The organism is Bilifractor sp. LCP19S3_H10, assembly GCF_052119185.1.
Lineage (GTDB): Bacteria > Bacillota > Clostridia > Lachnospirales > Lachnospiraceae > Bilifractor.
This window is the reverse complement of record NZ_JBQKFT010000007.1, coordinates 68,779-91,695: the sequence shown is the minus strand read 5'-3', so window position 1 is coordinate 91,695 and position 22,917 is coordinate 68,779. Positions and strand designations below refer to the sequence as shown.

Genomic DNA, 22,917 nt, shown 5'->3' with positions numbered 1-22,917 from the left:
TTTTGTCGGAAAACAGCAAATCTACAAAAAACAGCAAATCTGCGATTTTGGTTACATTTATTATGAGCTTTTTTTCAACAGCAGTAACTACGTTACAGACGATCGTCATCGCACTCGGCGCGGGCCTCGGCATCTGGGGCGGCATCAACCTGATGGAAGGTTACGGAAATGATAATCCCGGCGCGAATGCTCATGTACGGTAAGGAAGCAAGCAACCGAAAACAAGAGATAGACCGCCAGCACTACACTATTCCGAACCAAAGACCAAAAGATAAGCATTGTGGGAAAATCTAAACTTTTGGATTTTCCTACAATGCCAACTACGGCGGAATCCCTCCCACTCCTTATATCTTTCTGTATACATTGAATTTGTATTTAGTAAAATGCAGACAACACCACGGATCGGCTTTTGGTTGGACAATTCCAACCAAACACCACAGCAGACAGCAGAAAACATTCTGAACGCTAGGAAGCCGGTATGATTGTTACATATAAGGGGAAGAAAAATTTCTTTTAGGTACTTGCTTTCCTAAAACTGATGTGATACAATGATTTAATCCAGAAAAGGAGTAAAAAATATGCGGCAAGGTATTCTTAAATAAAACTATAATCAAATAGTGGGAACAAAGGATTATGATAGCTCCTTTTGTAGGGGCTTAGTTTTTTGTACCCAATTTAAGAATACTTTTGCCTTATCAATTTTGACATATCCCCAAAAACAGCAATCACAAACAGGTGTATGCTGTATATGTGTATGTCCGCAACTTATAATCCCCAGTGGTAAAAGTATTTTACTGCTGGGGATTTTTATGCCCTTTGGGGCTGTAAAGGGAGGACAATCACATGAAAATAATCAATATTGGAATTCTTGCCCATGTAGACGCTGGAAAGACGACCTTGACGGAGAGCCTGCTATATGCCAGCGGAGCCATTTCAGAACCGGGGAGCGTCGAAAAAGGGACAACGAGGACGGACACCATGTTTTTGGAGCGGCAGCGTGGGATTACCATTCAAGCGGCAGTCACTTCCTTCCAGTGGCACAGATGTAAAGTTAACATTGTGGATACGCCCGGCCACATGGATTTTTTGGCGGAGGTGTACCGCTCTTTGGCTGTTTTAGATGGGGCCATCTTGGTGATCTCCGCTAAAGATGGCGTGCAGGCCCAGACCCGTATTCTGTTCCATGCCCTGCGGAAAATGAACATTCCCACCGTTATCTTTATCAACAAGATCGACCAGGCTGGCGTTGATTTGCAGAGCGTGGTTCAGTCTGTTCGGGATAAGCTCTCCGCCGATATTATCATCAAGCAGACGGTGTCGCTGTCCCCGGAAATAGTCCTGGAGGAAAATACCGACATAGAAGCATGGGATGCGGTCATCGAAAATAACGATGAATTATTGGAAAAGTATATCGCAGGAGAACCAATCAGCCGGGAAAAACTTGCGCGGGAGGAACAGCAGCGGGTTCAAGACGCCTCCCTGTTCCCAGTCTATCATGGCAGCGCCAAAAATGGCCTTGGCATTCAACCGTTGATGGATGCGGTGACAGGGCTGTTCCAACCGATTGGGGAACAGGGGGGCGCCGCCCTATGCGGCAGCGTTTTCAAGGTTGAGTACACCGATTGCGGCCAGCGGCGTGTCTATCTACGGTTATACAGCGGAACGCTGCGCCTGCGGGATACGGTGGCCCTGGCCGGGAGAGAAAAGCTGAAAATCACAGAGATGCGTATTCCATCCAAAGGGGAAATTGTTCGGACAGACACCGCTTATCAGGGTGAAATTGTTATCCTTCCCAGCGACAGCGTGAGGTTAAACGATGTATTAGGGGACCAAACCCGGCTCCCTCGTAAAAGGTGGCGCGAGGACCCCCTCCCCATGCTGCGGACGACGATTGCGCCGAAAACGGCAGCGCAAAGAGAACGGCTGCTGGACGCTCTTACGCAACTTGCGGATACTGACCCGCTTTTGCGTTGCGAAGTGGATTCCATCACCCATGAGATCATTCTTTCTTTTTTGGGCCGGGTGCAGTTGGAGGTTGTTTCCGCTTTGCTGTCGGAAAAATACAAGCTTGAAACAGTGGTAAAGGAACCCTCCGTCATTTATATGGAGCGGCCGCTCAAAGCAGCCAGCCACACCATCCATATCGAGGTGCCGCCCAACCCGTTTTGGGCATCCATAGGACTGTCTGTTACACCACTCTCGCTTGGCTCCGGTGTACAATACGAGAGCCGGGTTTCGCTGGGATACTTGAACCAGAGTTTTCAAAACGCTGTCAGGGATGGTATCCGTTACGGGCTGGAGCAGGGCTTGTTCGGCTGGAACGTAACGGACTGTAAGATTTGCTTTGAATACGGGCTTTATTACAGTCCGGTCAGCACGCCGGCGGACTTCCGCTCATTGGCCCCGATTGTATTGGAACAGGCATTGAAGGAATCGGGGACGCAGCTGCTGGAACCTTATCTCTCCTTCATCCTCTATGCGCCCCAGGAATACCTTTCCAGGGCTTATCATGATGCACCGAAATACTGTGCCACCATCGAAACGGCCCAGGTAAAAAAGGATGAAGTTGTCTTTACTGGCGAGATTCCCGCCCGCTGTATACAGGCATACCGTACTGATCTGGCCTTTTACACCAACGGGCGGAGCGTATGCCTTACAGAGCTGAAAGGATATCAGGCCGCTGTCGGTCAGCCGGTCATCCAGCCCCGCCGTCCAAACAGCCGCCTGGACAAGGTGCGCCATATGTTTCAGAAGGTAATGTAAAGATACATAATCGTCAAGACGGCAACAATCAGAAGTTATGGAGGGTAACAATGGAATATAGTAAGGAAGATTTAATGGAAGCAAAAAAGCAAATTTGGGGAGTGGGAGAGAACATGGGAACAGAGGAAAGTAAAAAAATCTGGGAGGAGAACGCACAATTTTGGGATAATGCAATGGGTGACGAATCTAATGAATTTCACAGAGAGGTAGTGCGTCCCAAAGTAACGGAACTTCTATCTCCTAATCCTGCGGATTACATTTTGGATATTGCGTGTGGCAATGGAAATTATTCTTCGTATCTTGCACAAAGAGGCGCTTCGGTTGTCGCTTTTGATTACAGCAAAAAAATGATAGAATTGGCTAAAAGACGGCAATCACAATATGCAAAACAAATTGAATTTTGTGTGGCGGATGCGACCGATAGAAAAAGTATATTAGAATTAAAAAGAAATCGAGCCTTTACGAAAGCAGTTTCTAATATGGCAATTATGGATATTACGGATATTGAACCACTTCTTATGGCTGTTTATGAACTGTTGCAGGAAAGCGGAATTTTTGTCTTTGCAACGCAACACCCTTGTTTTGTCACGTTGACTGAAAAATATATGACACCGCACAGTTACTATGATATAGCGATTGAAGGGCAACCGAAAGAGCAGATTTATTATCATCGTTCCATACAAGATATTTTTAACCTTTGTTTTAGAGCTGGATTTGTCATTGATGGATTTTATGAAGAATGTTTTAAAACCAACAAAGAAATTCCTATGGTAATGATAGTAAGGCTTAAGAAGGTAAAACGTGATAGCTTAAAATAAATTCAAGTTTGTCGGGTAAATAGCAAACCCAGCCGAGCCAGTCAACGGTCAAGATGAACGGCGCATATGCGCAGCCGTTGACAGCCCCGCCCGCCTTTGCTGGTAGGCAATCAAGGGGCGACAGCAAGAAGTGCCACCGCCCCGCACTATTATTCAGAAAGGGGAATTTCCATGACCGACCAGATAGCCTATCAAGAATATATCCAGCGCAGGTACAACGCCTTTTGCAAGACTGTTATCCGCTGTGCCGCCTTGGACAAGATTTTGAAGCTTAAACGGCAATGGGAACGGCAAGTTTCCCTTGACTATCTGATGAACGAGAAGTTTGTCCAGTTTGCCGCGTCGGAGCCGGACGAGGAATACCCATTTACCGTCTGCGGTCAGACCGTCCTGCTCTGCAACGCCGCCCTTGCCGACGCGATCTCTGTTTTGCCGGAGCAGACGCGGGAAGAAATCCTGCGCTATTACTTTCTGCGCCAGCCGCAGCGCGTGATCGGCGCGTGTATTGGCCGGTCACGCAGCACAGCGGGGCGGCATATCCAGCTTGCCTTGCAGCGGCTACGCGAAGAAATGGGGGTGAGCCGGTATGAGTAGACTTCTCCCCTATGAAACAATCCTCAAAGCCCGTGAGGGCGACCCAGAAGCCGTGAACGCTGTCCTGCTCCACTACGCCGGATATATCCGCTATTTCTCAAAAGTGAACGGGCAGGTCAACGCCGAGGTGGAGGACTATGTAAAGCAGCGGTTAATTGACTGTCAATTCAAGTTCCGGCTTGACGAACCACCGGACAAGTCATAAAAACTGAATACCAGCCGCCACCGACGCGGCCAGCGAAAGCAGTAAGTCTTGAAAAAGATTTACTGCTTTTTTTGTTGTCCGGCTCCGCTCCCGGCCATTTTGCCCCCTGCCGGTTGTAGTAGTAAGCGAGGAGGGAATTTTTCTGCCCTGGTGTTTGGCATTTGGAGCATTTACCCGTAGTAGAGGGCAAAGAGAAAGGATTTCTCCAACACCGGGTAGAAACCACTGCGTCCGGTGTCATTTTAGCGAAAGCGGGCAGGAATGCCCTTTACAGGATTAGTAGTAGCAGAAAAAGAGAAACAAACTTTTGTGGTTGCAGTTTTCCAAAAAAGTGGCGGACGGAAGTGAGAGAAAGTTTGCAGTCACGGAGAGCAAGTTTCTACCACGGTGCCAAAATCCGCAATTCTGCAGTTTTGCCCCTCGCGGGAAACTTGTTGGGGAGTGCCTTCCCCAAACCCTGCTCATGCGCCCTTACGGGCGAGAAAGGAGGTCACACCATGCGAAAGAAATACAACACGCCCCACCGCAGCCGCGTTGTGAAAACCCGGCTGTCCGAAGATGAGTATGCCGACTTCACAGCGCGGCTTGCGCCCTATGGTATCAGCCAGTCCGAATTTCTCCGGCAGGCGATACGGCGGGCGACCATACGCCCGGTTGTCCATGTGTCGTCGGTCAATGACGAGTTGCTTTCCGCTGTCGGGAAGCTGACAGCCGAGTACGGCAGGATCGGCGGCAACCTCAATCAGATTGCCCGGTATCTGAACGAATACGGCGTACCCTACAACACCCTTTCCGGCGAGGTACGCGCCGCCATATCCGACCTTGCCGTCCTCAAGTATGAAGTCCTCAAGAAAGTAGGTGACGCGGTTGGCAACACTCAAGCATATCAACTCTAAAAACGCCGACTACGGAGCCGCCGAGCAATATCTTCTCTTTGAGCATGACGAGTTTACCATGAAGCCCGTCCTTGATGAAACCGGCAGGCTTATCCCCCGCGAGGACTACCGGCTGTCCACGCTGAACTGCGACGGGGAGGATTTTGCCGTTGCGTGTATGCGGGCCAATCTCCGCTATCAGAAAAACCAGCGGCGGGAAGATGTGAAAAGCCACCACTACATCATCAGCTTTGACCCGCGGGACGGGCCGGACAACGGCCTGACCGTAGACCGGGCGCAGGCGTTGGGGGAACAATTCTGTAAAGAGCATTTTCCCGGCCACCAGGCCCTTGTCTGCACCCACCCGGACGGGCATAACCACAGCGGCAACATTCATGTGCATATCGTCATAAACAGCCTGCGGATTGAGGAAGTGCCGTTCCTGCCCTACATGGACAGGCCGGCCGATACGAAAGTCGGCTGCAAGCACCGATGTACCGACGCTGCCCTGCGCTACTTCAAATCCGAAGTCATGGAGATGTGCCACCGGGAGGGGCTTTATCAAATCGACCTCTTGAACGGCAGCAAGAACCGCGTCACCGACCGGGAGTATTGGGCGCAGAAAAAGGGACAGGCCGCGCTGGACAAGCAGAACGCCCCCATGATTGCCGATAGTATCACGCCCCGGCAGACCAAGTTTGAAACGAACAAGGAGAAGCTGCGGCAGACCCTACGGAAAGCCCTTGCCACCGCCGCCAGCTTTGACGAGTTTTCCTCTCTGTTGCTGCAGGAGGGTGTGACCGTCAAGGAGAGCCGGGGGCGGCTTTCCTACCTCACGCCGGACAGGACAAAGCCAATTACCGCCCGGAAGCTGGGCGACGATTTTGACCGCGCCGCTGTCTTTGCCGTTTTAGAGCAAAACGCCGCCAGAGCAGCCGAAGCGCCAGCCAGATCCCCCGATCCCCCACGCACCATAAAAGACCGCTTGCAGGTTGCCAGAGCCGAGATAGCCGCCCCGAAACAGGACGGAGTGCAGCGGCTTGTGGACATTGAGCAGAAAATGGCCGAGGGCAAAGGCCGGGGCTATGAACGCTGGGCGAAGATACACAATCTGAAGCAGGCCGCCAAAACGCTGTCCGTCTACCAGCAATACGGCTTTACTTCCCCGGAGCAGTTAGAAGCCGCCGTTGACACCGCCTATCAGAAAATGCGCCAGACCAGCGGCGAACTGAAAGCACTGGAAACGAAGCTGCAAGGGAAAAAGAAGTTGCAGCGGCAGGTGTTGGCCTACGCCCAGACCAAGGCCGCCCGCGACGGGCTGCGGGCACAGAAATCCGAGAAAGCCCGCGCCGCATACCGGCAGGCCCATGAGAGCGATTTTATCATAGCCGACGCAGCAGCCCGGTATTTCAAGGCGCATGGCATTACCAAGCTGCCCGCCCGGAAAGCGTTGCAGGCCGAGATCGAGCAGCTTATCTCCGAGAAAGACGGCCTGTATAACACCTATCACGAACAGAAACAGCGGTTCAAGGAGTTGCAGACCGTCAAGCGGAACATCGACCAGATTTTGCGCCGGGACGAGCCGCACCGCAGAAAGGAGCAGAGCCATGAGCGATAACCTGCCCCACATGGACTACCGCCAGCACCGGCGGGCGCGGCGGCTGGTACATGAGTGCTGTAACTACGATGAGGGGAACTGCCTGCTATTGGACGACGGGGAGCCTTGCGTGTGCGTCCAGAGCATTTCCTTTTCCCTCATGTGCCACTGGTTCCGTGTGGCTGTCCTGCCCCTTGACGGGGAGCTGGCCGCAGCCCTCTTGTGCCGGGGAAGCCGGAAACGGTGTGCCGTCTGCGGGGCGGCCTTTGTCCCCAAATCCAACCGGGGAAAATACTGCCCCGACTGCGCCGGGCGCATGAAGAAAATCAAAGCCGCCGAGAGAAAGCGGAAACAAAGGCAGAGATGTCACGCTTTAGAGCCTTTCAAACCCGCATAAATCAAGGCTTTTTTCGTGGGTGTCAAAGGGTACGCGATACATTTATCCTTTTCCCCCGGAAACGGCGTTTTAATGCGTGACAATACGCCAAAATCAACCCGAACACAGGGAGGTGATCCTATCGCTGATTATATCAGGGCAGACACGCGGCTGCCCGCCTATCTGCCGTATCCCCGTTTCCTGCTGAAAATGGAGATTTCACAGACCGCCAAGCTGCTGTATTCGCTGCTGTTAGACCGTTCCACCCTCTCCCAGAAAAACAAGTGGCTGGACGACGAGGGCAGGATTTATATTATCTATCCCATCGCGGAGATAGCAGAAATACTGGATAAAGGCAGCACCACCATCAAGGGGGCGCTTAATGAACTGGACACGGCGGGGCTGTTGGAACGGGAACGGGGCGGCTTCTCCGCACCGAACCGGCTTTATGTCAAAGTACCGCCAGTGCCACAGGTACAGTTTTCAGACCAACTGATGGCCGGAAGTCCGCCCCTCATAGAGCCGGAAAACCGTCCTACTGATGGTCAGAAAACCGACCTTATGATGGTCGGAAAACCGTCCCCTAACCAAACTACTATAAACAACCTTACAGAGAGCCAAACAAAGGGAGTGAGTGGGGGGCCGTCCGCGCCCTATGGCCGATATGGAAATATTTTTCTGTCACAGACCGAATACGACGAGTTGCAGGCAGAGTACCCTGACAGGCTGGAACGGTTCATCGAGGAAATGAGCCGCTACCTTGCCGCCAACGGGAAAAGCTACCAGAACTATGCCGCCGCCCTGCGGATATGGGCGGGGAACGACAAAAAGGAAGCCCCTAAAAAGGGCATACCAGACTACTCATGCAAGGAGGGCGAGAGTTTATGAAGAATGAAATCAACGCGGTTTTGGAGAATATGACGACCACCATCCCGGAGCCGGAGGACTACACCGGCGAGGACGGTTTACTGTACTGCGGCAAGTGCCGCAAGCCGAAAGAAGCCTATTTTGCGCCGGATAAGGCCGCTATCTTCGGGCGCGACCGCCACCCGGCAGAGTGCGACTGCCAGAGAACCGCCCGCGAGGAACGGGAAGCCGCCGAAAAGCGGCGCAGACACCTTGACACCGTGGAAGAACTGAAACGCCGGGGCTTTACCGACCCCACCATGCGGGACTGGACTTTCGAGAACGACAACGGCAGGAACCCGCAGACCGGGCTTGCCCGCCGGTATGTGGAGCATTGGGAAGATATGCGGACAGACAATATCGGCTGCCTGTTCTGGGGCGGCGTAGGCACCGGCAAAAGCTACCTTGCAGGCTGTATCGCAAACGCCCTCATGGAGAAAGAAATCCCCGTCCGCATGACGAACTTTGCTCTTATCCTCAATGACCTTGCCGCCAGCTTTGAGGGGCGCAACGAGTACATTTCCCGCCTTTGTCGTTATCCGCTGCTGATCCTTGACGACTTCGGCATGGAACGCGGGACGGAATACGGGCTGGAACAGGTGTTCAATGTGATTGACAGCCGTTACCGCAGCGGCAAGCCGCTGATCGTCACGACCAACCTTACGCTGGACGACCTGCACAACCCGGAGGACACCGCCCATTCCCGGATTTATGACCGCCTGCTTTCCATGTGCGTCCCGGTACGCTTTACCGGCGACAACTTCCGGCAGGAAACCGCCAAGCGGAAAATGGAGAGCATGAAGAAACTGATTACCGACTGAAAGGAGTATTGCCTATGGCAGATAACAAGCAGCACGACACCCGCACCACCCGCCGCCCTGACTGTGTGACGGAAATCCGCATGGGCAATTCCGTCCTTGTCGTGTCCGGCTATTTCAAGAAAGACACCACAACCACAGCCGCCGACAAAATGGCGCGGGTACTGGAAGCGGAAGCCGCTGCTACACAGGAGCCGACTTATCCGGCGTGAACCGGGGCATGGAAAAGCGGCCATGCCAGGGAGCATGACCGCTGGAACGAAAATCGGAAGTGCTTTAGCAATTCTTAATCTCATTCTCTATAAAATAATTTGCAATTTCAAAGGCTTTTATTCTTCTCTTTGCCAATGTGATTTGTGATTTATAACGCTCGGAATTATCCTTTGATTCAAATGTTTTTACTGTTTCTCTTAGCTTGTGCAGAGTTGAATCAATTTGCCTTTTGGCCGCGGTTAATTCATCTATTGTATACTTCATGTTTTCTCCTTTAACTTCTGATTTTTTTGTTAAATCAGAGTATACCACGGAGTTATGAACTTTTCTACTGCAAATATGGGACGACAACCCATACCATAAAAATCGGAAAATTGAAAAGCTGTAAAGAAGCAAATTTAACGCTTTTGCCGCTGTACAGCCCCCGCCGTTCCGTGGTACAATGAAACCACGGAATAGTGGGGCTGGCTGTCGGAAACGGAGGATTTTATGTTAAGACAAGCCACCCAAAACCTCATTACCGCCCTTTATCCGAGATTGTCCCACGAGGATGAATTGCAAGGCGAGAGTAATTCCATATCGAACCAAAAAAGGATACTCGAAACCTACGCAAAACAGAACGGCTTTACCAATCTGCGCTGGTACACCGACGACGGTTTTTCCGGCGCGAACTTCCAGCGGCCCGGATTTCAAGCCATGCTTGCGGACATTGAAGCCGGGAAAGTGGGTACGGTCATCGTCAAGGACATGAGCCGGTTAGGGCGAAACTACTTGCAGGTAGGGTTTTACACGGAAATGCTGTTCCCTCAAAAGGGTGTGCGTTTTATCGCTGTCAACGATAATGTGGACAGTGCCAGCGAGGGCATGGACAACGATTTTACCCCGCTGCGAAATCTGTTCAATGAATGGCTGGTGAGAGATACGAGCAAGAAAATCAAGGCAGTGAAAAAGTCAAAAGGCATGAGCGGCAAGCCTGTTACCAGCAAGCCGGTTTACGGCTATGTGATGGACGAGGACGAGAATTTTATTATAGACGAGGAAGCCGCCCCGGTGGTGCAGCAGATTTACCAGCTTTGCCTTGCCGGGAACGGCCCGACCAAGATTGCCCGTATGCTGACGGAGCAGCAAATCCCCACGCCGGGGACGCTGGAATATCAGCGGACAGGCAGCACCCGCCGTTATCACCCAGGCTATGAGTGCAAATGGGCGACCAACACCGTCGTTCATATCCTCGAAAACCGAGAGTACACCGGATGTCTGGTGAACTTCAAAACGGAAAAGCCTTCTTATAAGGTCAAGCACAGCATAGAGAACCCCGTCGAGAAGCAGGCCATTTTCGAGAACCACCATGAGCCGATCATCGACAAGGAAACATGGGAACGGGTGCAGGAGTTACGCAAACAGCGCAAACGCCCGAACCGCTACGATGAAGTGGGGCTGTTCTCCGGGATTTTGTTCTGCGCCGACTGCGGCCATGTGCTGTATCAGCAGCGGTATCAGAACAAAGACCGCAAACAGGACTGCTACATCTGCGGCAGCTACAAGAAGCGCACCCGCAACTGTACGGCGCACTTTATCCGCACCGATCTGTTGACCGCTGGTGTCCTGGCAAATCTCCGGCAAGTGACCGAATACGCAGCCAAGCATGAGAGCCGGTTTGTGAAACTACTTGTCCAGCAGAACGAGATCGGCGGCAAGCGAAAGACCGCCGCAGCCATCAAGCAGCTTGAACAGGCGCAGGAACGCATTTCTGAAATCAGCCGCATTATCAAGCGGCTGTATGAGGACAATGTAAACGGCAAAATCAGCGATGAGCGTTTCATGGAACTGTCGGCTGACTACGAAGCCGAGCAAGCGGAGCTGAAAAAGAGAGCCGCCGCCCTGCAAGCCGAACTGGACAAGTCACAGGCAGCTACCGTCAACGCCGAGAAATTTATGGGCATTGTCCGCAAGCACCTTGCCTTTGAAGAACTGACCCCCACTCTCTTGCGGGAAATGATCGAGAAAATTGTGGTGCATGAGTGCAGCTATGATGAGAACGGCACCCGCAGGCAGGACATTGAGATTTATTACAGCTTTGTCGGCAAGATTGACTTGCCCGAATAACCGCCCGACCTATCCGACACAATGGCCAAGTGTCGGATAGGAACGGCAAAATTTTTTGCACTTCTATTGCTTCTTTATCACACATAAGCAAAGTCCCAGGGCATGAAACAGCTGATCGCCGGCGGCGGTGTCGCATTCATCGGGATCACCCTTGTGCCTCTGCTGTCTTCCCTGTTCCCCGCCTGAGGAAGGGAGGGGTGCATAAATGCTGTGGGATTCAATAGCAGAAGGAATTACAAACTGGATCAAAGGGATCCTGATCAGCGCGATCGAGAGCAGCATGCAGAGTCTTTTCTCTTCCGTGAGCACCCAGGCAGGAACGGCGGCTGCCGTGATCGGGCAGTCGCCGTCGGATGCCATGGGCGGAAGTGTGCTGACATTGATACAGAACATCTCGGAGACCGTCATCATGCCGATCGCCGGGATCATTCTTACGTTTGTGGCGTGTTATGAGCTGATCACGATGGTCACGGAGCATAACAATCTCGCAAACCTGGACACATGGATCTTTTTCAAATGGGTCTTCAAGACAGCTGCGGCAGCGCTGATCATTTCCAATACGTTCAATATCGTCATGGGAGTCTTCGATGTTTCACAGTATGTGATCGGGCAGGCTTCCGGTGTGATCTCGACAGAAACGTCGGTATCGTCTATCGACATGGACGCGCTCGATGCGTCGCTGCAGGCCATGGATGTCGGGCCGCTTCTCGGCATGCTGATCACGGCACAGCTCATGCAGCTGATCATGCCGATCATATCCGTCGTTATCACGGTCATCATATACGCGAGGATGATACAGATCTACCTCATGGTGTCGCTTGCGCCAGTGCCGATGGCGACGTTCGGCAGCCATGAGATCTCGCATGTGGGCAAGAACTTTGTCCGGTCGCTTCTGGCGCTTGCTTTTCAGGGCTTTCTGATGCTCGTCTGCATCGGGATCTATGCCATGCTCCTGAAAAATATGACGGTTTCCGATGACATCATCGGCTATGCCTGGGGCGTGATCGGATATTCGTTCCTTCTGATCGTGACGCTGATTGAAACAGGATCCATATCAAAGAGTATTTTTGATGCTCATTAAGGAGGGTGAGGAAAATAAATGGCAGCATATGTACCGGTTCCGCGGGATCTCTCCCGCGTGAAGGAAAAAGTGTTTCTCAACCTGACGAGGCGGCAGACACTGTGCTTCGGGGCGGCGATCCTGATCGGACTGCCGCTCTTTTTTCTTGTGAAGAAGACGGGAAATATATCGCTGGCTTCGCTCGTCATGATCCTGGTGATGATCCCGTTTTTCCTGCTCGGCATGTACGAGAGAAACGGGCAGCCGTTCGAGGTGTTTCTGAAGCAGTATATCGAGTTCGCGTTCATCAGGTCGAAGAAGCGTCTGTACAAGACGGATAACTATTACAGGATACTGGCCCGGGAAGACTGGGCGGAAAAGGAGGTAGACCACATTGTCTCTGTTTCACAGAAAAGAAAAGGAAAGACAGATAAAAATTCCTGAAGGGCTTACCCGTTCCGAGAGAAAACGGGTGAAAAAGATCGTCACGGCGGCGCGGGGAGGCGACGGAAAGCCGAACACGGCGCAGCGGTCGATCCCGTTTGAGCGCATGTTCCGGGACGGGATGTGCCGGGTAAGGAAGGGATACTACACAAAGACCATTCAGTACGAGGATATCAATTACGAGCTTGCGACAAAGGAAGATCAGGAAGCGATCTTCGAGGACTGGTGCGGATTCCTGAATTTTTTCGACAGCTCCGTCCATTTTGAATTTTCCTTCCTGAACACGACGATCGACAGGGATGAATTCCAGAAACGGATCCTGATCCCGCCGGCCGGCGATGACTTTGATGCCCTCCGGAAGGAGTACAGTCAGATGCTTCTCCATCAGTACGCACAGGGAAACAACGGGCTGATGAAGACCAAGTATCTGACCTTCGGCATCTATGCGGATTCCGTGAAACAGGCGGCGCCGCGGCTGGCCCATATCCAGACGGATATCATCAACAACTTCCGGCAGATCGGCGTGTATGCCTATCCGCTGGACGGGAAAGAGCGGCTGAAAATGATGCACCAGGTCTTTCACATCGGAGATCTGGAGCGGTTTACCTTCAGCTGGGACTGGCTTCCGGAATCCGGACTCTCGGTCAAAGACTTCATCGCTCCGTCTTCCTTTACGTTCGGCAGCCGGGATATGCAGGTCGGCGGCATGTATTACGCCGCTTCGCTGCTGAAGATCGATGCGTCACAGCTCAATGATGAGACGCTGAAGGATTTTCTGAACATGGAGTCCGGGCAGATCGCCACCATGCATGTACAGGCGGTGGACCAGAACAAAGCGATCAAGATGATCAAGAAAAAACTGACGGAGATCGACCGTTCCAAGATCGACGAAAACAAGAAAGCCTACCGGAGCGGATACGATGCGGATATCATGCCGTCGGATCTGGTCACTTACGGGCGGGATGCCAAAGCGATCATGGAGCAGCTGCAGAGTCAGGACGAGAGGTATTTCATGGTCACGTTCCTGATCATTAATACCGGGAAGACGGAACAGGAGCTGCGGAACAATGTTCTGGAAGCCGCCTCGATCGCCCAGAAGCATAACTGCAGTCTTATGCGGCTCGATTACACGCAGGAGCAGGCACTTATGAGCAGCCTTCCTCTTGCTGACAACCAGATCCATATCGAAAGAGGACTGACGACCGGGGCCACGGCGATCTTTGTCCCGTTCACGACGCAGGAGCTTTTTCAGGACAGTCCGGAAGCCGTGTACGGCGGCCTGAACGCGCTTTCCAACAACTTGATCATGGTGGACCGGAAGCTTCTGAAGACACCGAACGGCCTGATCCTCGGCACGCCGGGATCCGGCAAATCCTTTGCGGCAAAGCGGGAGATCTACAACGTGTTCCTTGTGACGGATGACGATATCATCATCTGCGATCCGGAGTCGGAGTATACGCCGCTGGTCCAGAGCCTGAAAGGGCAGGTCGTTCATGTCAGTCCGACCAGCACGCAGTATATCAATCCCATGGACATCAACGCGAACTATTCGGAGGAAGACAATCCGGTTTCCCTGAAGGCGGATTTTATCCTCTCCTTCTGCGAGCTGATCGTCGGCGGCAAAGAAGGACTGCAGCCGATCGAAAAGACGGTCATCGATCGCTGTGTCCACCGGATCTATCAGAGATATTTCGAGAATCCCGTGCCGGAGAACATGCCACTTCTGGAAGATCTGTACAACGAGCTGCTCGCCCAGGAAGAAAAGGAAGCGCAGCGTGTGGCAACGGCACTGGAGATCTATGTCAAGGGTTCCCTGAATCTGTTCAATCACCGCACGAATGTGGACATCAATAACCGGGTCGTCTGCTATGACATCCGGGATCTCGGCAAGCAGATGAAGAAACTCGGCATGCTCATCGTACAGGATCAGGTATGGAACCGTGTCACTGTCAACCGTAACAGGAAAAGAACGACCAGATATTACATCGATGAGTTCCATCTCCTTCTCCGGGAGGAACAGACGGCGATGTATTCCGTCGAGATCTGGAAGAGATTCCGTAAGTGGGGCGGCATTCCGACCGGCATCACGCAGAACGTCAAGGATCTGCTTTCCAGCCGGGAGATCGAGAACATTTTTGATAATTCCGATTACATCTGCATGCTCAATCAGGCCGCCGGCGACCGTGAGATCCTGGCGAAGCAGCTGGGAATCAGTCCAAGGCAGCTTTCCTTTGTGAAAAAATCCGGCGAAGGCGAAGGGCTCCTGCTCTATGGCAGCGTGATCATCCCGTTTGTCGATCACTTCCCGAAGGATACACAGATGTATCGGATCATGACAACAAAGCTCTCCGAGATGCCGGAAGAGCCGGCGGAGACCAAACCAAAGAGAAGGACACGCAGGACAAAGACCGCAAACGGGGCTTCGGCGGAAACGGCTTCAGCAAAACCAAAAAGCGGCGGCTCCCGAACAAGCCGTGCGGCGGTAAAAGATAAGGGGTGATAAAGATCATGCCGGAAAATAAGAAACGGCTGCAGTTTACCGGGGCAGCAGCCGGAGAGGAAATCACACAGAAAGAAACCGGAGTCAGAAGAAAAACACCGATGATGACCGGAACACAGGCGGGAGATGCTGATACCGCCGGCAAATCGCCGCCGGCAGGACAGGGGAGCTTTCAGACATCTTATCAGACAGACCATCAGACAGACAGGCCGGCTGATGATTCCGGTGAAAGCGATACGGGTCTGACTGCAGAAAATATGAATCACAGGGGAGAATCGGAGGAATTCCGTGGTCTGCGGCAGGAGAAGACATATCTGCAGCGGAGACGGCTGGCCGCATACCGGAATGATCCGTCTGGTCAGAATCAGGATCTGCTGAAAAGACAAAAAGAGAGGGCTTACCGGAAAAAACTTCTCAGACAGGAGCGGGCGAAGCTGCAGGATGAGCACACGGCTGATCTGACACCGGGGGCTGCGGACAGGAGCGGCGTCATAAACAATGCTGACACTGACAGCCTGCATTCCGACGGATCAGATGGAAAATCCGGAAACAGGAACAGATATGGAAGCCGGCGGTATTTCCGGCGGAACACAGGGTATGGTCCGGGGAGGAACAGCGCCGGGCAGACAGACGCGGACTCCGGTTCTGCAGATCCGGCTGACGCAGATGCAGCAGACAGAAAGGCATCTTCGGAAAACAACCTCATGTCTGAAATCGGAACAGACAGGTCAGGACGAAAGAGTGACCGGAGGGCACACCGCGCAGAAACGGATGCTGATCAGGCAGACGAAGCACTTCAAAGTAAAGATTCTTCGTATACGGGGATAAAAAGTAAAGATTTTCCGTCCGAGAGAGCCTCCAAAGGAAAGACAGATGAGAGCAGGACTGCTGAGAATGCCTCTTCACGTCTGGGAAGCAGAAATATGCTCTCTGAGAAACAGAGAAGGAGCGGATATCACGGCACAGCCAAGTTTGTTTCAGATGGTGAACAGGAGACTGCTGCCGATTCTGTGAAGGATGAGCTCAGGAAGGATAAGGTCCGCATCCGCCGGATGCAGCAGAAAAGAAGGAAGCGGCTGATGCGGCAGGGAATCACAGAAACGCCGGATGAGATGCTTCTGACGACCACAGATACGGAGAGAAAGAGAAAAAGGATCTTCCTTCCGGCGAAATCTGAGGTCAGGAAGTGGGCCGTTCTGCTGCTGATCGCCGGTATTCTTGCGGCTGCTATTTATTCCTCTGTTTCAGCAGTCGGCGTTGTGGGATCCGGTGTGATCGGCGGAGGGGCATCTGCGCTGACGGACAACCATTCATCCATGTATACCGGTTCTGCGATCCGTCAGGAGATCGTGTCCTATGCCGAAGCATTTATCGGCCGCGGGAAGTATGTGTGGGGCGGTAACGATCTCGGTACACCGGAGAATCCCGGAAGCGGTACAGACTGCTCCGGTTTTGTGCAGCAGGTATTTGCCCATTTCGGGATCAGTCTTCCGAGAACTTCTTATGCGGATGAGGGTGCCGGCGTCGGGATCGATTATTCCGAGGCAAGGCCGGGAGACATTATCGTTTATGACGGTCATGTCGCAATCTATGCCGGAGACGGGCAGATCGTTCAGGCGGCAAATGAAGAGCTTGGCATGTGCATGGGAAACGCACTGTATTCGCCGATCGTCGCTGTACGCAACGTCATTCCTGCGGAAATGGACATGGCCTACACCGGCGATCCGGTAAAGCTGGACGATGAGAGTAAACATCTGCTGGCAACGATCGTTTACCACGAGTCAGGTAACCAGAGCTATGAATCAAAGGTCGCTGTGGCTGCGGAAGTACTGAACCGGGTTAAAAGTTCGCATTTTCCAAATACGGTATATGACGTTCTGAACCAGAAGAATCAGTACTGCAATACCGATACGGAGCCGGCCTTCCGGAGAATGTACAACAGCACGCTTCCGGAAGACTGCTGGAAAGCAGTCGAAGACGCGATGAACGGTGCGGATCCGACCGGAGGCATGTGTTTTCACTGTACGAATGATTACTGGGCGGCCCATTATGCAGGACTTGGATGGCCGAACCTTGTGATCGATGATCAGACGTTTCACAACTGGGGACGCGCAGCAGGCTACTTTAATTCCGGGACATGAGTTCCTTCCGGGGCGCGAATTCAGAAAGAAGAAAGAAAAATAAACAGAGACTGAAGCGGGCCATATATCGGGATAACCGGAGAGGTCCGCTTTATTTGTGTCCGGCAGAATGTCCAGTGCGATCACTGACGCAGGGCCGGGCAGAGGAGGTTATCAGATGATGAAAAATATCAAAAGGGCTGCGGAAACTGTCAGAAAGAGTGCAGCCGTCGCATTATCTTCCCTATTTATTCTCGGATCACTCGCGATGCCGGTATATGCCAATGCAGAAAACAGCGCAGACGCATCCGGATCCGCCACGGCAGAGAATACGCAGGACCCGGGAACTGCAGGTCCAGCGGATGGTTCTGGTACAGAGAATACCGTCGGATCCGCGGATACCGGAACTTCAGCAGATGGAGCAGATACAGCATCGGCTTCAGGAAACGGGAGCACAGCAACCACTTCGGGAAGCGGAAATTCAGTGTCACCTGCCGGAAACACGAGTACTGCGTCCTCTTCCGGCAGTGACAGTACGGTGGCTACATCCGGAGATTCCTACGGAAACGGCATGACGGACCCGCCGCTCTCGAGTGAGGAAGCAGCGGCTTTGACAGGTGAAGCATCAGGCAGTGAGGGAACTTCCCTGACGCCTTCCGGAAACATGAAACTCGTCGATGATCTGGACGGCGGAAACAGGGAGTTCCTGACAGTAACCACGAAGGACGGCAACTATTTTTATCTGATCATTGATAAGAATGATGACGGAACCGGCAATGTGTACTTCCTGAACAAGGTCGATGAAGAGGATCTGCTTTCTCTCATGGACGATAAGACGGCCTCAAAGGTCCGTGAGGATCTGGACAAACAGGCGGAGGAACAGGAAGCAGCCGAGGCTTCTGTGACATCATCGTGCGCATCGACTGTGACTGGTTCGACTGTGACCGGAGACGAGACGAAAGGGACGGGCAGAACAGACAAAGCGGAAGCAACGGCAGACGCAGAGGGACAAACTGGCGCGGAAAAGGCCGTGATCTGTGGCGGCTGCGCTGCCATAGCCGGGGTTGTTATCGCAGCAGCCGTACGGAAAAGAAAAAAGAAGGGAGAGAGCAGAGATCAGGATGACACCTATGACGATGAATACGAAGAAGAATACGATTTCCCGGAAGAAGAGGAAGGACCGGGAGACGAAAACGATGAGGATGGATCTGAAGATCAGGAAGAGAAATAACTGGAACAGGACAGCCGGCTGCAAGGCCGGCTGTTCTGCTGCACGAAGAAAAGCGTACGGCGCAGCGATGCAGGAAGGAGATCATCCACATGAAGAAAAGCCTTGAAGAGCAGATCAGAAACGGGATCGAAAAATTCGGGAATCATGATTTTTCACTGACAATTCAGTTTGGAGAAGGAGGAAACGCGTATGGCAGAGAGGAAGAAATATCACCTGAATCAGGTAGGCATCCGGATGGTGAGAGAGCGGACACTGTACAGTCAGGAGCCGATCCACACGCCTGAAGCTGCGGTAAAGCTGATCTCCAAAGCGATCGCAGATTACGACAGGGAGGTTGTGGCAGTTGTCAACATGCAGACGGACGGGAAGCCGATCAATATCAACATCAGCAGCATCGGGACGCTGAACCAGGCACCAGTGAATCCCAGGGAGGCTGTGAAAGCTTCTATCCTGTCCAATGCAGCAAGTGTGATCGTGATTCATAACCATCCATCCGGACATCTCCAGCCCTCACGGGAAGACATCGTAATCACAGACAGACTGCTGAAAGCATATGAACTCATGGGGATCAGCGTGCTGGACCACATTATTTTTGACGGGCATGACCATTACTACTCGTTTATGGAACAGGGTATCAGGGCAGTTGATGAGCTGCATTATTCAACAGACATCGATGAGGTGAGAGGGAGACTGAAGAACAGCCGGACCATTGCTGAAAGACTTCAGGAGTAAAAAGAAACAGCGGGTGCAGTCACAGAAGAAAAGAGACCGGTGCGTCGTAATGAGGTCTCGCTGTAAAGGAGGAACTGGCATATGGCGTATAACAGGAGATATCGATCCCAGACCGGAAAGTACCACGGGATGTCGAGACAGAAAAAAGTCAGCCGGATCACGAAACGGCTGGAGCAGGGGATCACAGATCTTTTCACGTCGGAAAACTATAAGAAATACCTACACACGATGGGAAAATTCAGGCATTACAGCTTCAGCAATACGATCCTGATCGCCCTGCAGAAGCCGGACGCAACCCTGGTGGCAGGCTATAAGTCATGGCAGAAGAATTTTCACCGGCAGGTGAAAAAGGGAGAGAAAGGGATCACAATCTTTGCTCCGATCATGGTAAAGGATAAGAAAGAGCAGAGCGGGCCGGAGGTCAGGAAGGACACAGATATCGATGGGAAGCAGGAGCGTGAGGATGCCGGGCAGACGGCTGTCCGGTATACGACAGCGACGGTATTCGATATCTCTCAGACGGAGGGAGAACCGCTTCCTTCTGTCGGCGTTGACGAGCTTTATGGAAAGGTGCCGGATTACGACCGCTTCATGGATGCCATGATGCAGGTCTCTCCGGTACCTGTTTTCTTTGATGACATTCCCAGCAGTGCAAAAGGATATTTCAGCCCGAAGGAAAATAAGATCTGCATCCGGCAGGGCATGAGTGAGATGCAGACCATGAAAACCTGTATCCATGAGATGACCCATGCAGAAATGCATGACAGGCAGAAGCTAAAGGAAGAAGGAAGAAAAATTTCGCGAGAAACAGCTGAGGTTGAAGCGGAAAGCGTCGTCTATATCGTCTGTGAGTACTTTGGCCTTGATACTTCCGAATACTCTTTTCCGTATATTGCCGGCTGGAGCAGTTCGCAGGAAATGAAGGAACTGAAAGCATCCATGGACCGGATCCGGACGATAGCGGATGGCATGATCGGTGATCTCTGCAGGGTGATGTATCCGGAACACAGCAGGGAGCATGCAGAGAAGGAGAATTATCTCCGGACAGCCGAAGATATGCTGGAACAGAATGACAACAGCCTGGACGGGATCATCAACAATCTGCCGATTCAGGATAATAGCGATTGCGTTGTCGATGCAGATGGAAAGCAAACCTGTGACATTCATGAGGAGCTGCTGAATGCCAGGCAAACGTGTGAAAAGATTAACAGCGGAAGCAGAGAGGAAAAACAGAAGGAGGAACTCAGTATCGAATGACTGAAAAAATCCCCGATCATTCAAAAGCCGAACGGATCGACCTGAGGATCTCAGATGGTGATAGGAAAAAAATAGAGCAGAAGATGAAGGATTCCGGGATCAGGACCGTCAGCGCGTATCTGAGAAAGATGGCACTGGATGGCTATACGATCCGTATCGACCTTCAGGAGATCCACCGTCTGGTCTATCTGCTGTCCATGTGCAGCAACAATCTGAATCAGTATGCGAAGAAAGCCAATGAGACGGACAGCATTTATCAGGATGACATCCAGGATCTTCAGACAAGGCTTGATGAAATATATGAGCTGATGCAGCTGATTCTGGAAAAACTGGCACTTAATACGTGACTTTTCGGAAGTCAGGTTAATTTTCAGGCGGAATTGCAGAGATGCAGTTCCGCCGTTCTTTTTTTTTACGCGAGGAATGAGCCACAACCGCTCATGCGAAGCATGAAGCGGTGGGGCGAATACCGCGATAACGAGATAAAACCAGCGAAGCGCAGTTTATCTCGTTTGTATCTGCAAGTATCAGCCTGACAACATTCAGACGATCAATTAGACAAATATCATGGAGGAGGCTTTATGGCAGCGACAAGACTGATCGCGATGCATGTGAACAAGGGAAAAACGGCAGCGGCCTGCCTTAAGGCCAGGATCGACTATGCGGTGAATCCGGAAAAGACAAATGGCGGGGAACATATCAGGAGTTACGAATGTGATCCCCGGATGGCAGCGGAAGAGTTCCTGCTGTCAAAACAGGAATACCTCAGGATCACAGGACGGCAGTATCCGGGTGATATTATCGCATATCAGATCCGGCAGTCATTCAAACCGGGCGAAGTAACTGCGGAAGATGCCAACCGAATCGGGTACGAGACGGCTATGCGCTTTACCAAAGGCAATCACGCTTTCATCGTATGCACCCATACGGACCGGGCACATATCCACAACCACATCATATTCAACTCAACAACGCTCGACTGTACAAGGAAATTCAGGGATTTCTTTCTCTGCGGACGCGCCCTGCAGCAGGTAAGCGACATCGTATGTCTGGAAAATCATCTCTCCGTGATCAGACCGGCCCCATATTCAGAACGTAAAAAACGGCAGACCTACGACCGGCCGCGGACCCACAGAGGTGAGGTAAGGGCCATTGTTGACATGATCATCAGAAAAAAGCCGAAAGATATGGAAGCCGTGTACAGCGCATTTGAGAATGCGGGCTATCAATGCAGACGTGGCAGGCACTTTGCGGTAAAGAGAGAAGGATGGGACCGGTATATTCGGCTCGATTCCATGGGAGCTGGCTATACGGAGAGTGACATCCGGGCAATTCTGGAAGGAACTTATGGAGTGCCGGATATTGAAAGCATCCCTCGGGAGAACGCTGACACTGCGTATTCTTTCCAGAGCGAGAATCCTGATGCTGCTTCCCACAGTTGGAAAAATGATCCTGCGGCCATGGCTCATACCTGGCGACAGCGGCCGGATACAGCCTTCAATCTTCTGATCGATATAGAAGCGAAAATGAAAGAAGGCAAGGGAAAGGGCTATGAGCAGTGGGCAAAAACTTTCAATGTCAAGCAGATGGCCAAGGTGCTGAACTTCCTGCAGGAGCAAAATATCACAGATTATAAGGAACTGGTCCGGCTGTCTGACGGTGCAACGAAACAGTTTGACGAGCTGTCCGGAAGGATCAGCTCCTGCGAGAAAAGGCTTCAGGAACTCTCTGCCATGAGACGGCATATCATCAACTATGTTCGCACCAGAGATGTTTATCAGGAATATCGGAAGTCCGGATACAGCAGAAAATTTCATGAGGAACATGAGGACGAGATCCGAATCCATCAGGAAGCAAAGAAAGCTTTTGACCAAGCTGGTCCGGATAAACTGTCGACGTTGAAAGAGATCAATGAGGAATATCAGCAGGTGCTGCAGGAAAAGAAAGATGCCTATGCGAACTACCGGGGATTAAGAGACAACATGAAAAATTACAGCATTGCCAGGAAGAATGTGGAGATCATCCTTGGTTTAGAGGACAATGGTGAAAGAGATCATAGCAGGCAATGGTGATCGCCAGGAAGAATTGGATTTCACAGAGCCTTCACATGAAATACGGAATCAGGACACATTTACCGGGTATCTTGGGAATCATAGAAAAACAACATATTTATTCTTTTTCTCCTTCCCCTTCAATGAGAGCGGCCGTGATGGCTGCTCTTTTTTTCGTGGACATGGCAGCCAGAACGAGGCATTTCATGTAACCCTATTAGAAAGCGTTCACAGAACGCGCAGCTATTTCC

Annotated in this window: 21 protein-coding genes and 2 pseudogenes; 22 read left to right on the top strand and 1 reads right to left on the bottom strand. The window is 51.9% G+C overall.

All coding sequences use genetic code 11. From position 1 onward, the window contains the following. Positions 1-62: 62 nt before the first annotated feature. The 11 genes from ACTQZS_RS07565 to ACTQZS_RS07515 all read left to right on the top strand — a co-directional run bounded on the left by ACTQZS_RS07565 (position 63) and on the right by ACTQZS_RS07515 (position 9,164). The gene (locus ACTQZS_RS07565) at positions 63-203 is read left to right on the top strand and encodes a Maff2 family mobile element protein (RefSeq protein ID WP_154458920.1); all 141 of its coding nucleotides are present in this window, start codon (positions 63-65) and stop codon (positions 201-203) included. A gap of 640 nt (positions 204-843) precedes the next feature. Further along, positions 844-2,763 (top strand): tetracycline resistance ribosomal protection protein Tet(W), encoded by a 1,920-nt coding sequence (gene tet(W) / locus ACTQZS_RS07560; protein ID WP_002586627.1) that lies wholly within the window; start codon positions 844-846, stop codon positions 2,761-2,763. 50 nt (positions 2,764-2,813) lie between these two features. After that, entirely contained in the window at positions 2,814-3,581 is a 768-nt protein-coding gene (locus ACTQZS_RS07555) for a class I SAM-dependent methyltransferase (RefSeq protein WP_002586626.1), read from the top strand. A 171-nt stretch (positions 3,582-3,752) separates the two neighbouring features. Continuing rightward, on the top strand, positions 3,753-4,175 hold the full coding sequence (locus ACTQZS_RS07550) for a sigma-70 family RNA polymerase sigma factor (RefSeq protein ID WP_002586616.1): 423 nt from the start codon (positions 3,753-3,755) through the stop codon (positions 4,173-4,175). Next, positions 4,168-4,380, top strand: a complete 213-nt coding sequence (locus ACTQZS_RS07545) for a helix-turn-helix domain-containing protein (RefSeq protein ID WP_002586615.1) — start codon at positions 4,168-4,170, stop codon at positions 4,378-4,380. The genes ACTQZS_RS07550 and ACTQZS_RS07545 overlap by 8 nt, the downstream gene beginning before the upstream one ends. A gap of 497 nt (positions 4,381-4,877) precedes the next feature. Beyond that, positions 4,878-5,276 carry a plasmid mobilization protein gene (locus ACTQZS_RS07540; protein ID WP_002596229.1) on the top strand — a complete coding sequence of 133 codons (399 nt, stop codon included), beginning with the start codon at positions 4,878-4,880 and terminating at the stop codon, positions 5,274-5,276. After that, on the top strand, positions 5,248-6,873 hold the full coding sequence (locus tag ACTQZS_RS07535) for a relaxase/mobilization nuclease domain-containing protein (RefSeq protein WP_002596230.1): 1,626 nt from the start codon (positions 5,248-5,250) through the stop codon (positions 6,871-6,873). The genes ACTQZS_RS07540 and ACTQZS_RS07535 overlap by 29 nt, the downstream gene beginning before the upstream one ends. After that, the gene (locus ACTQZS_RS07530) at positions 6,863-7,249 is read left to right on the top strand and encodes a cysteine-rich VLP domain-containing protein (protein WP_002596231.1); all 387 of its coding nucleotides are present in this window, start codon (positions 6,863-6,865) and stop codon (positions 7,247-7,249) included. Before ACTQZS_RS07535 ends, ACTQZS_RS07530 begins: the two co-directional genes overlap by 11 nt. A gap of 132 nt (positions 7,250-7,381) precedes the next feature. Beyond that, positions 7,382-8,116: a replication initiator protein A gene (locus ACTQZS_RS07525; protein ID WP_087325174.1), complete on the top strand. Its 735-nt coding sequence runs from the start codon at positions 7,382-7,384 to the stop codon at positions 8,114-8,116. Beyond that, positions 8,113-8,955, top strand: coding sequence for an ATP-binding protein (locus ACTQZS_RS07520; RefSeq protein ID WP_002596233.1), 843 nt, complete (start codon positions 8,113-8,115; stop codon positions 8,953-8,955). The genes ACTQZS_RS07525 and ACTQZS_RS07520 overlap by 4 nt, the downstream gene beginning before the upstream one ends. Positions 8,956-8,969: 14 nt before the next feature. Next, positions 8,970-9,164 (top strand): transposon-encoded TnpW family protein, encoded by a 195-nt coding sequence (locus ACTQZS_RS07515; protein WP_002596234.1) that lies wholly within the window; start codon positions 8,970-8,972, stop codon positions 9,162-9,164. A 64-nt stretch (positions 9,165-9,228) separates the two neighbouring features. On the opposite strand, the gene ACTQZS_RS07510 is transcribed toward ACTQZS_RS07515, so the two are convergent. Then, a complete protein-coding gene (locus tag ACTQZS_RS07510; protein WP_002596235.1) occupies positions 9,229-9,429 on the bottom strand; it encodes a hypothetical protein in 201 nt (66 codons plus the stop codon). A gap of 225 nt (positions 9,430-9,654) precedes the next feature. On the opposite strand from ACTQZS_RS07510, the gene ACTQZS_RS07505 reads away from it, so the two are divergent. The 11 genes and pseudogenes from ACTQZS_RS07505 (at position 9,655) to ACTQZS_RS07455 (ending at position 22,687) form a co-directional block, all read left to right on the top strand. Continuing rightward, entirely contained in the window at positions 9,655-11,271 is a 1,617-nt protein-coding gene (locus ACTQZS_RS07505; RefSeq protein WP_002596236.1) for a recombinase family protein, read from the top strand. A gap of 87 nt (positions 11,272-11,358) precedes the next feature. Further along, positions 11,359-11,457 (top strand): annotated as a pseudogene (locus tag ACTQZS_RS07500) (Maff2 family mobile element protein); the annotation flags it as partial. Between the two features lie 19 nt (positions 11,458-11,476). Further along, a complete protein-coding gene (locus ACTQZS_RS07495) occupies positions 11,477-12,352 on the top strand; it encodes a VirB6/TrbL-like conjugal transfer protein, CD1112 family (protein WP_441475273.1) in 876 nt (291 codons plus the stop codon). Positions 12,353-12,370: 18 nt separating this feature from the next. Then, positions 12,371-12,775 (top strand): PrgI family protein, encoded by a 405-nt coding sequence (locus ACTQZS_RS07490; RefSeq protein WP_441475272.1) that lies wholly within the window; start codon positions 12,371-12,373, stop codon positions 12,773-12,775. Further along, positions 12,732-15,146 (top strand): annotated as a pseudogene (locus ACTQZS_RS07485) (VirB4-like conjugal transfer ATPase, CD1110 family); the annotation flags it as partial. The gene ACTQZS_RS07490 and the pseudogene ACTQZS_RS07485, both read left to right, overlap by 44 nt. 137 nt (positions 15,147-15,283) lie before the next feature. After that, entirely contained in the window at positions 15,284-17,416 is a 2,133-nt protein-coding gene (locus ACTQZS_RS07480) for an NlpC/P60 family protein (RefSeq protein ID WP_441475271.1), read from the top strand. A 157-nt stretch (positions 17,417-17,573) separates the two neighbouring features. Then, positions 17,574-18,626: a CD1107 family mobile element protein gene (locus ACTQZS_RS07475; protein WP_441475270.1), complete on the top strand. Its 1,053-nt coding sequence runs from the start codon at positions 17,574-17,576 to the stop codon at positions 18,624-18,626. A gap of 189 nt (positions 18,627-18,815) precedes the next feature. Next, positions 18,816-19,358, top strand: a complete 543-nt coding sequence (locus ACTQZS_RS07470; protein ID WP_441475269.1) for a JAB domain-containing protein — start codon at positions 18,816-18,818, stop codon at positions 19,356-19,358. An 81-nt stretch (positions 19,359-19,439) separates the two neighbouring features. Continuing rightward, on the top strand, positions 19,440-20,615 hold the full coding sequence (locus ACTQZS_RS07465) for an ArdC-like ssDNA-binding domain-containing protein (RefSeq protein WP_441475268.1): 1,176 nt from the start codon (positions 19,440-19,442) through the stop codon (positions 20,613-20,615). Continuing rightward, entirely contained in the window at positions 20,612-20,962 is a 351-nt protein-coding gene (locus ACTQZS_RS07460) for a plasmid mobilization protein (protein ID WP_441475267.1), read from the top strand. Before ACTQZS_RS07465 ends, ACTQZS_RS07460 begins: the two co-directional genes overlap by 4 nt. A 234-nt stretch (positions 20,963-21,196) precedes the next feature. Beyond that, entirely contained in the window at positions 21,197-22,687 is a 1,491-nt protein-coding gene (locus ACTQZS_RS07455; protein ID WP_441475266.1) for a relaxase/mobilization nuclease domain-containing protein, read from the top strand. The last annotated feature ends 230 nt before the right edge of the window (positions 22,688-22,917 follow it).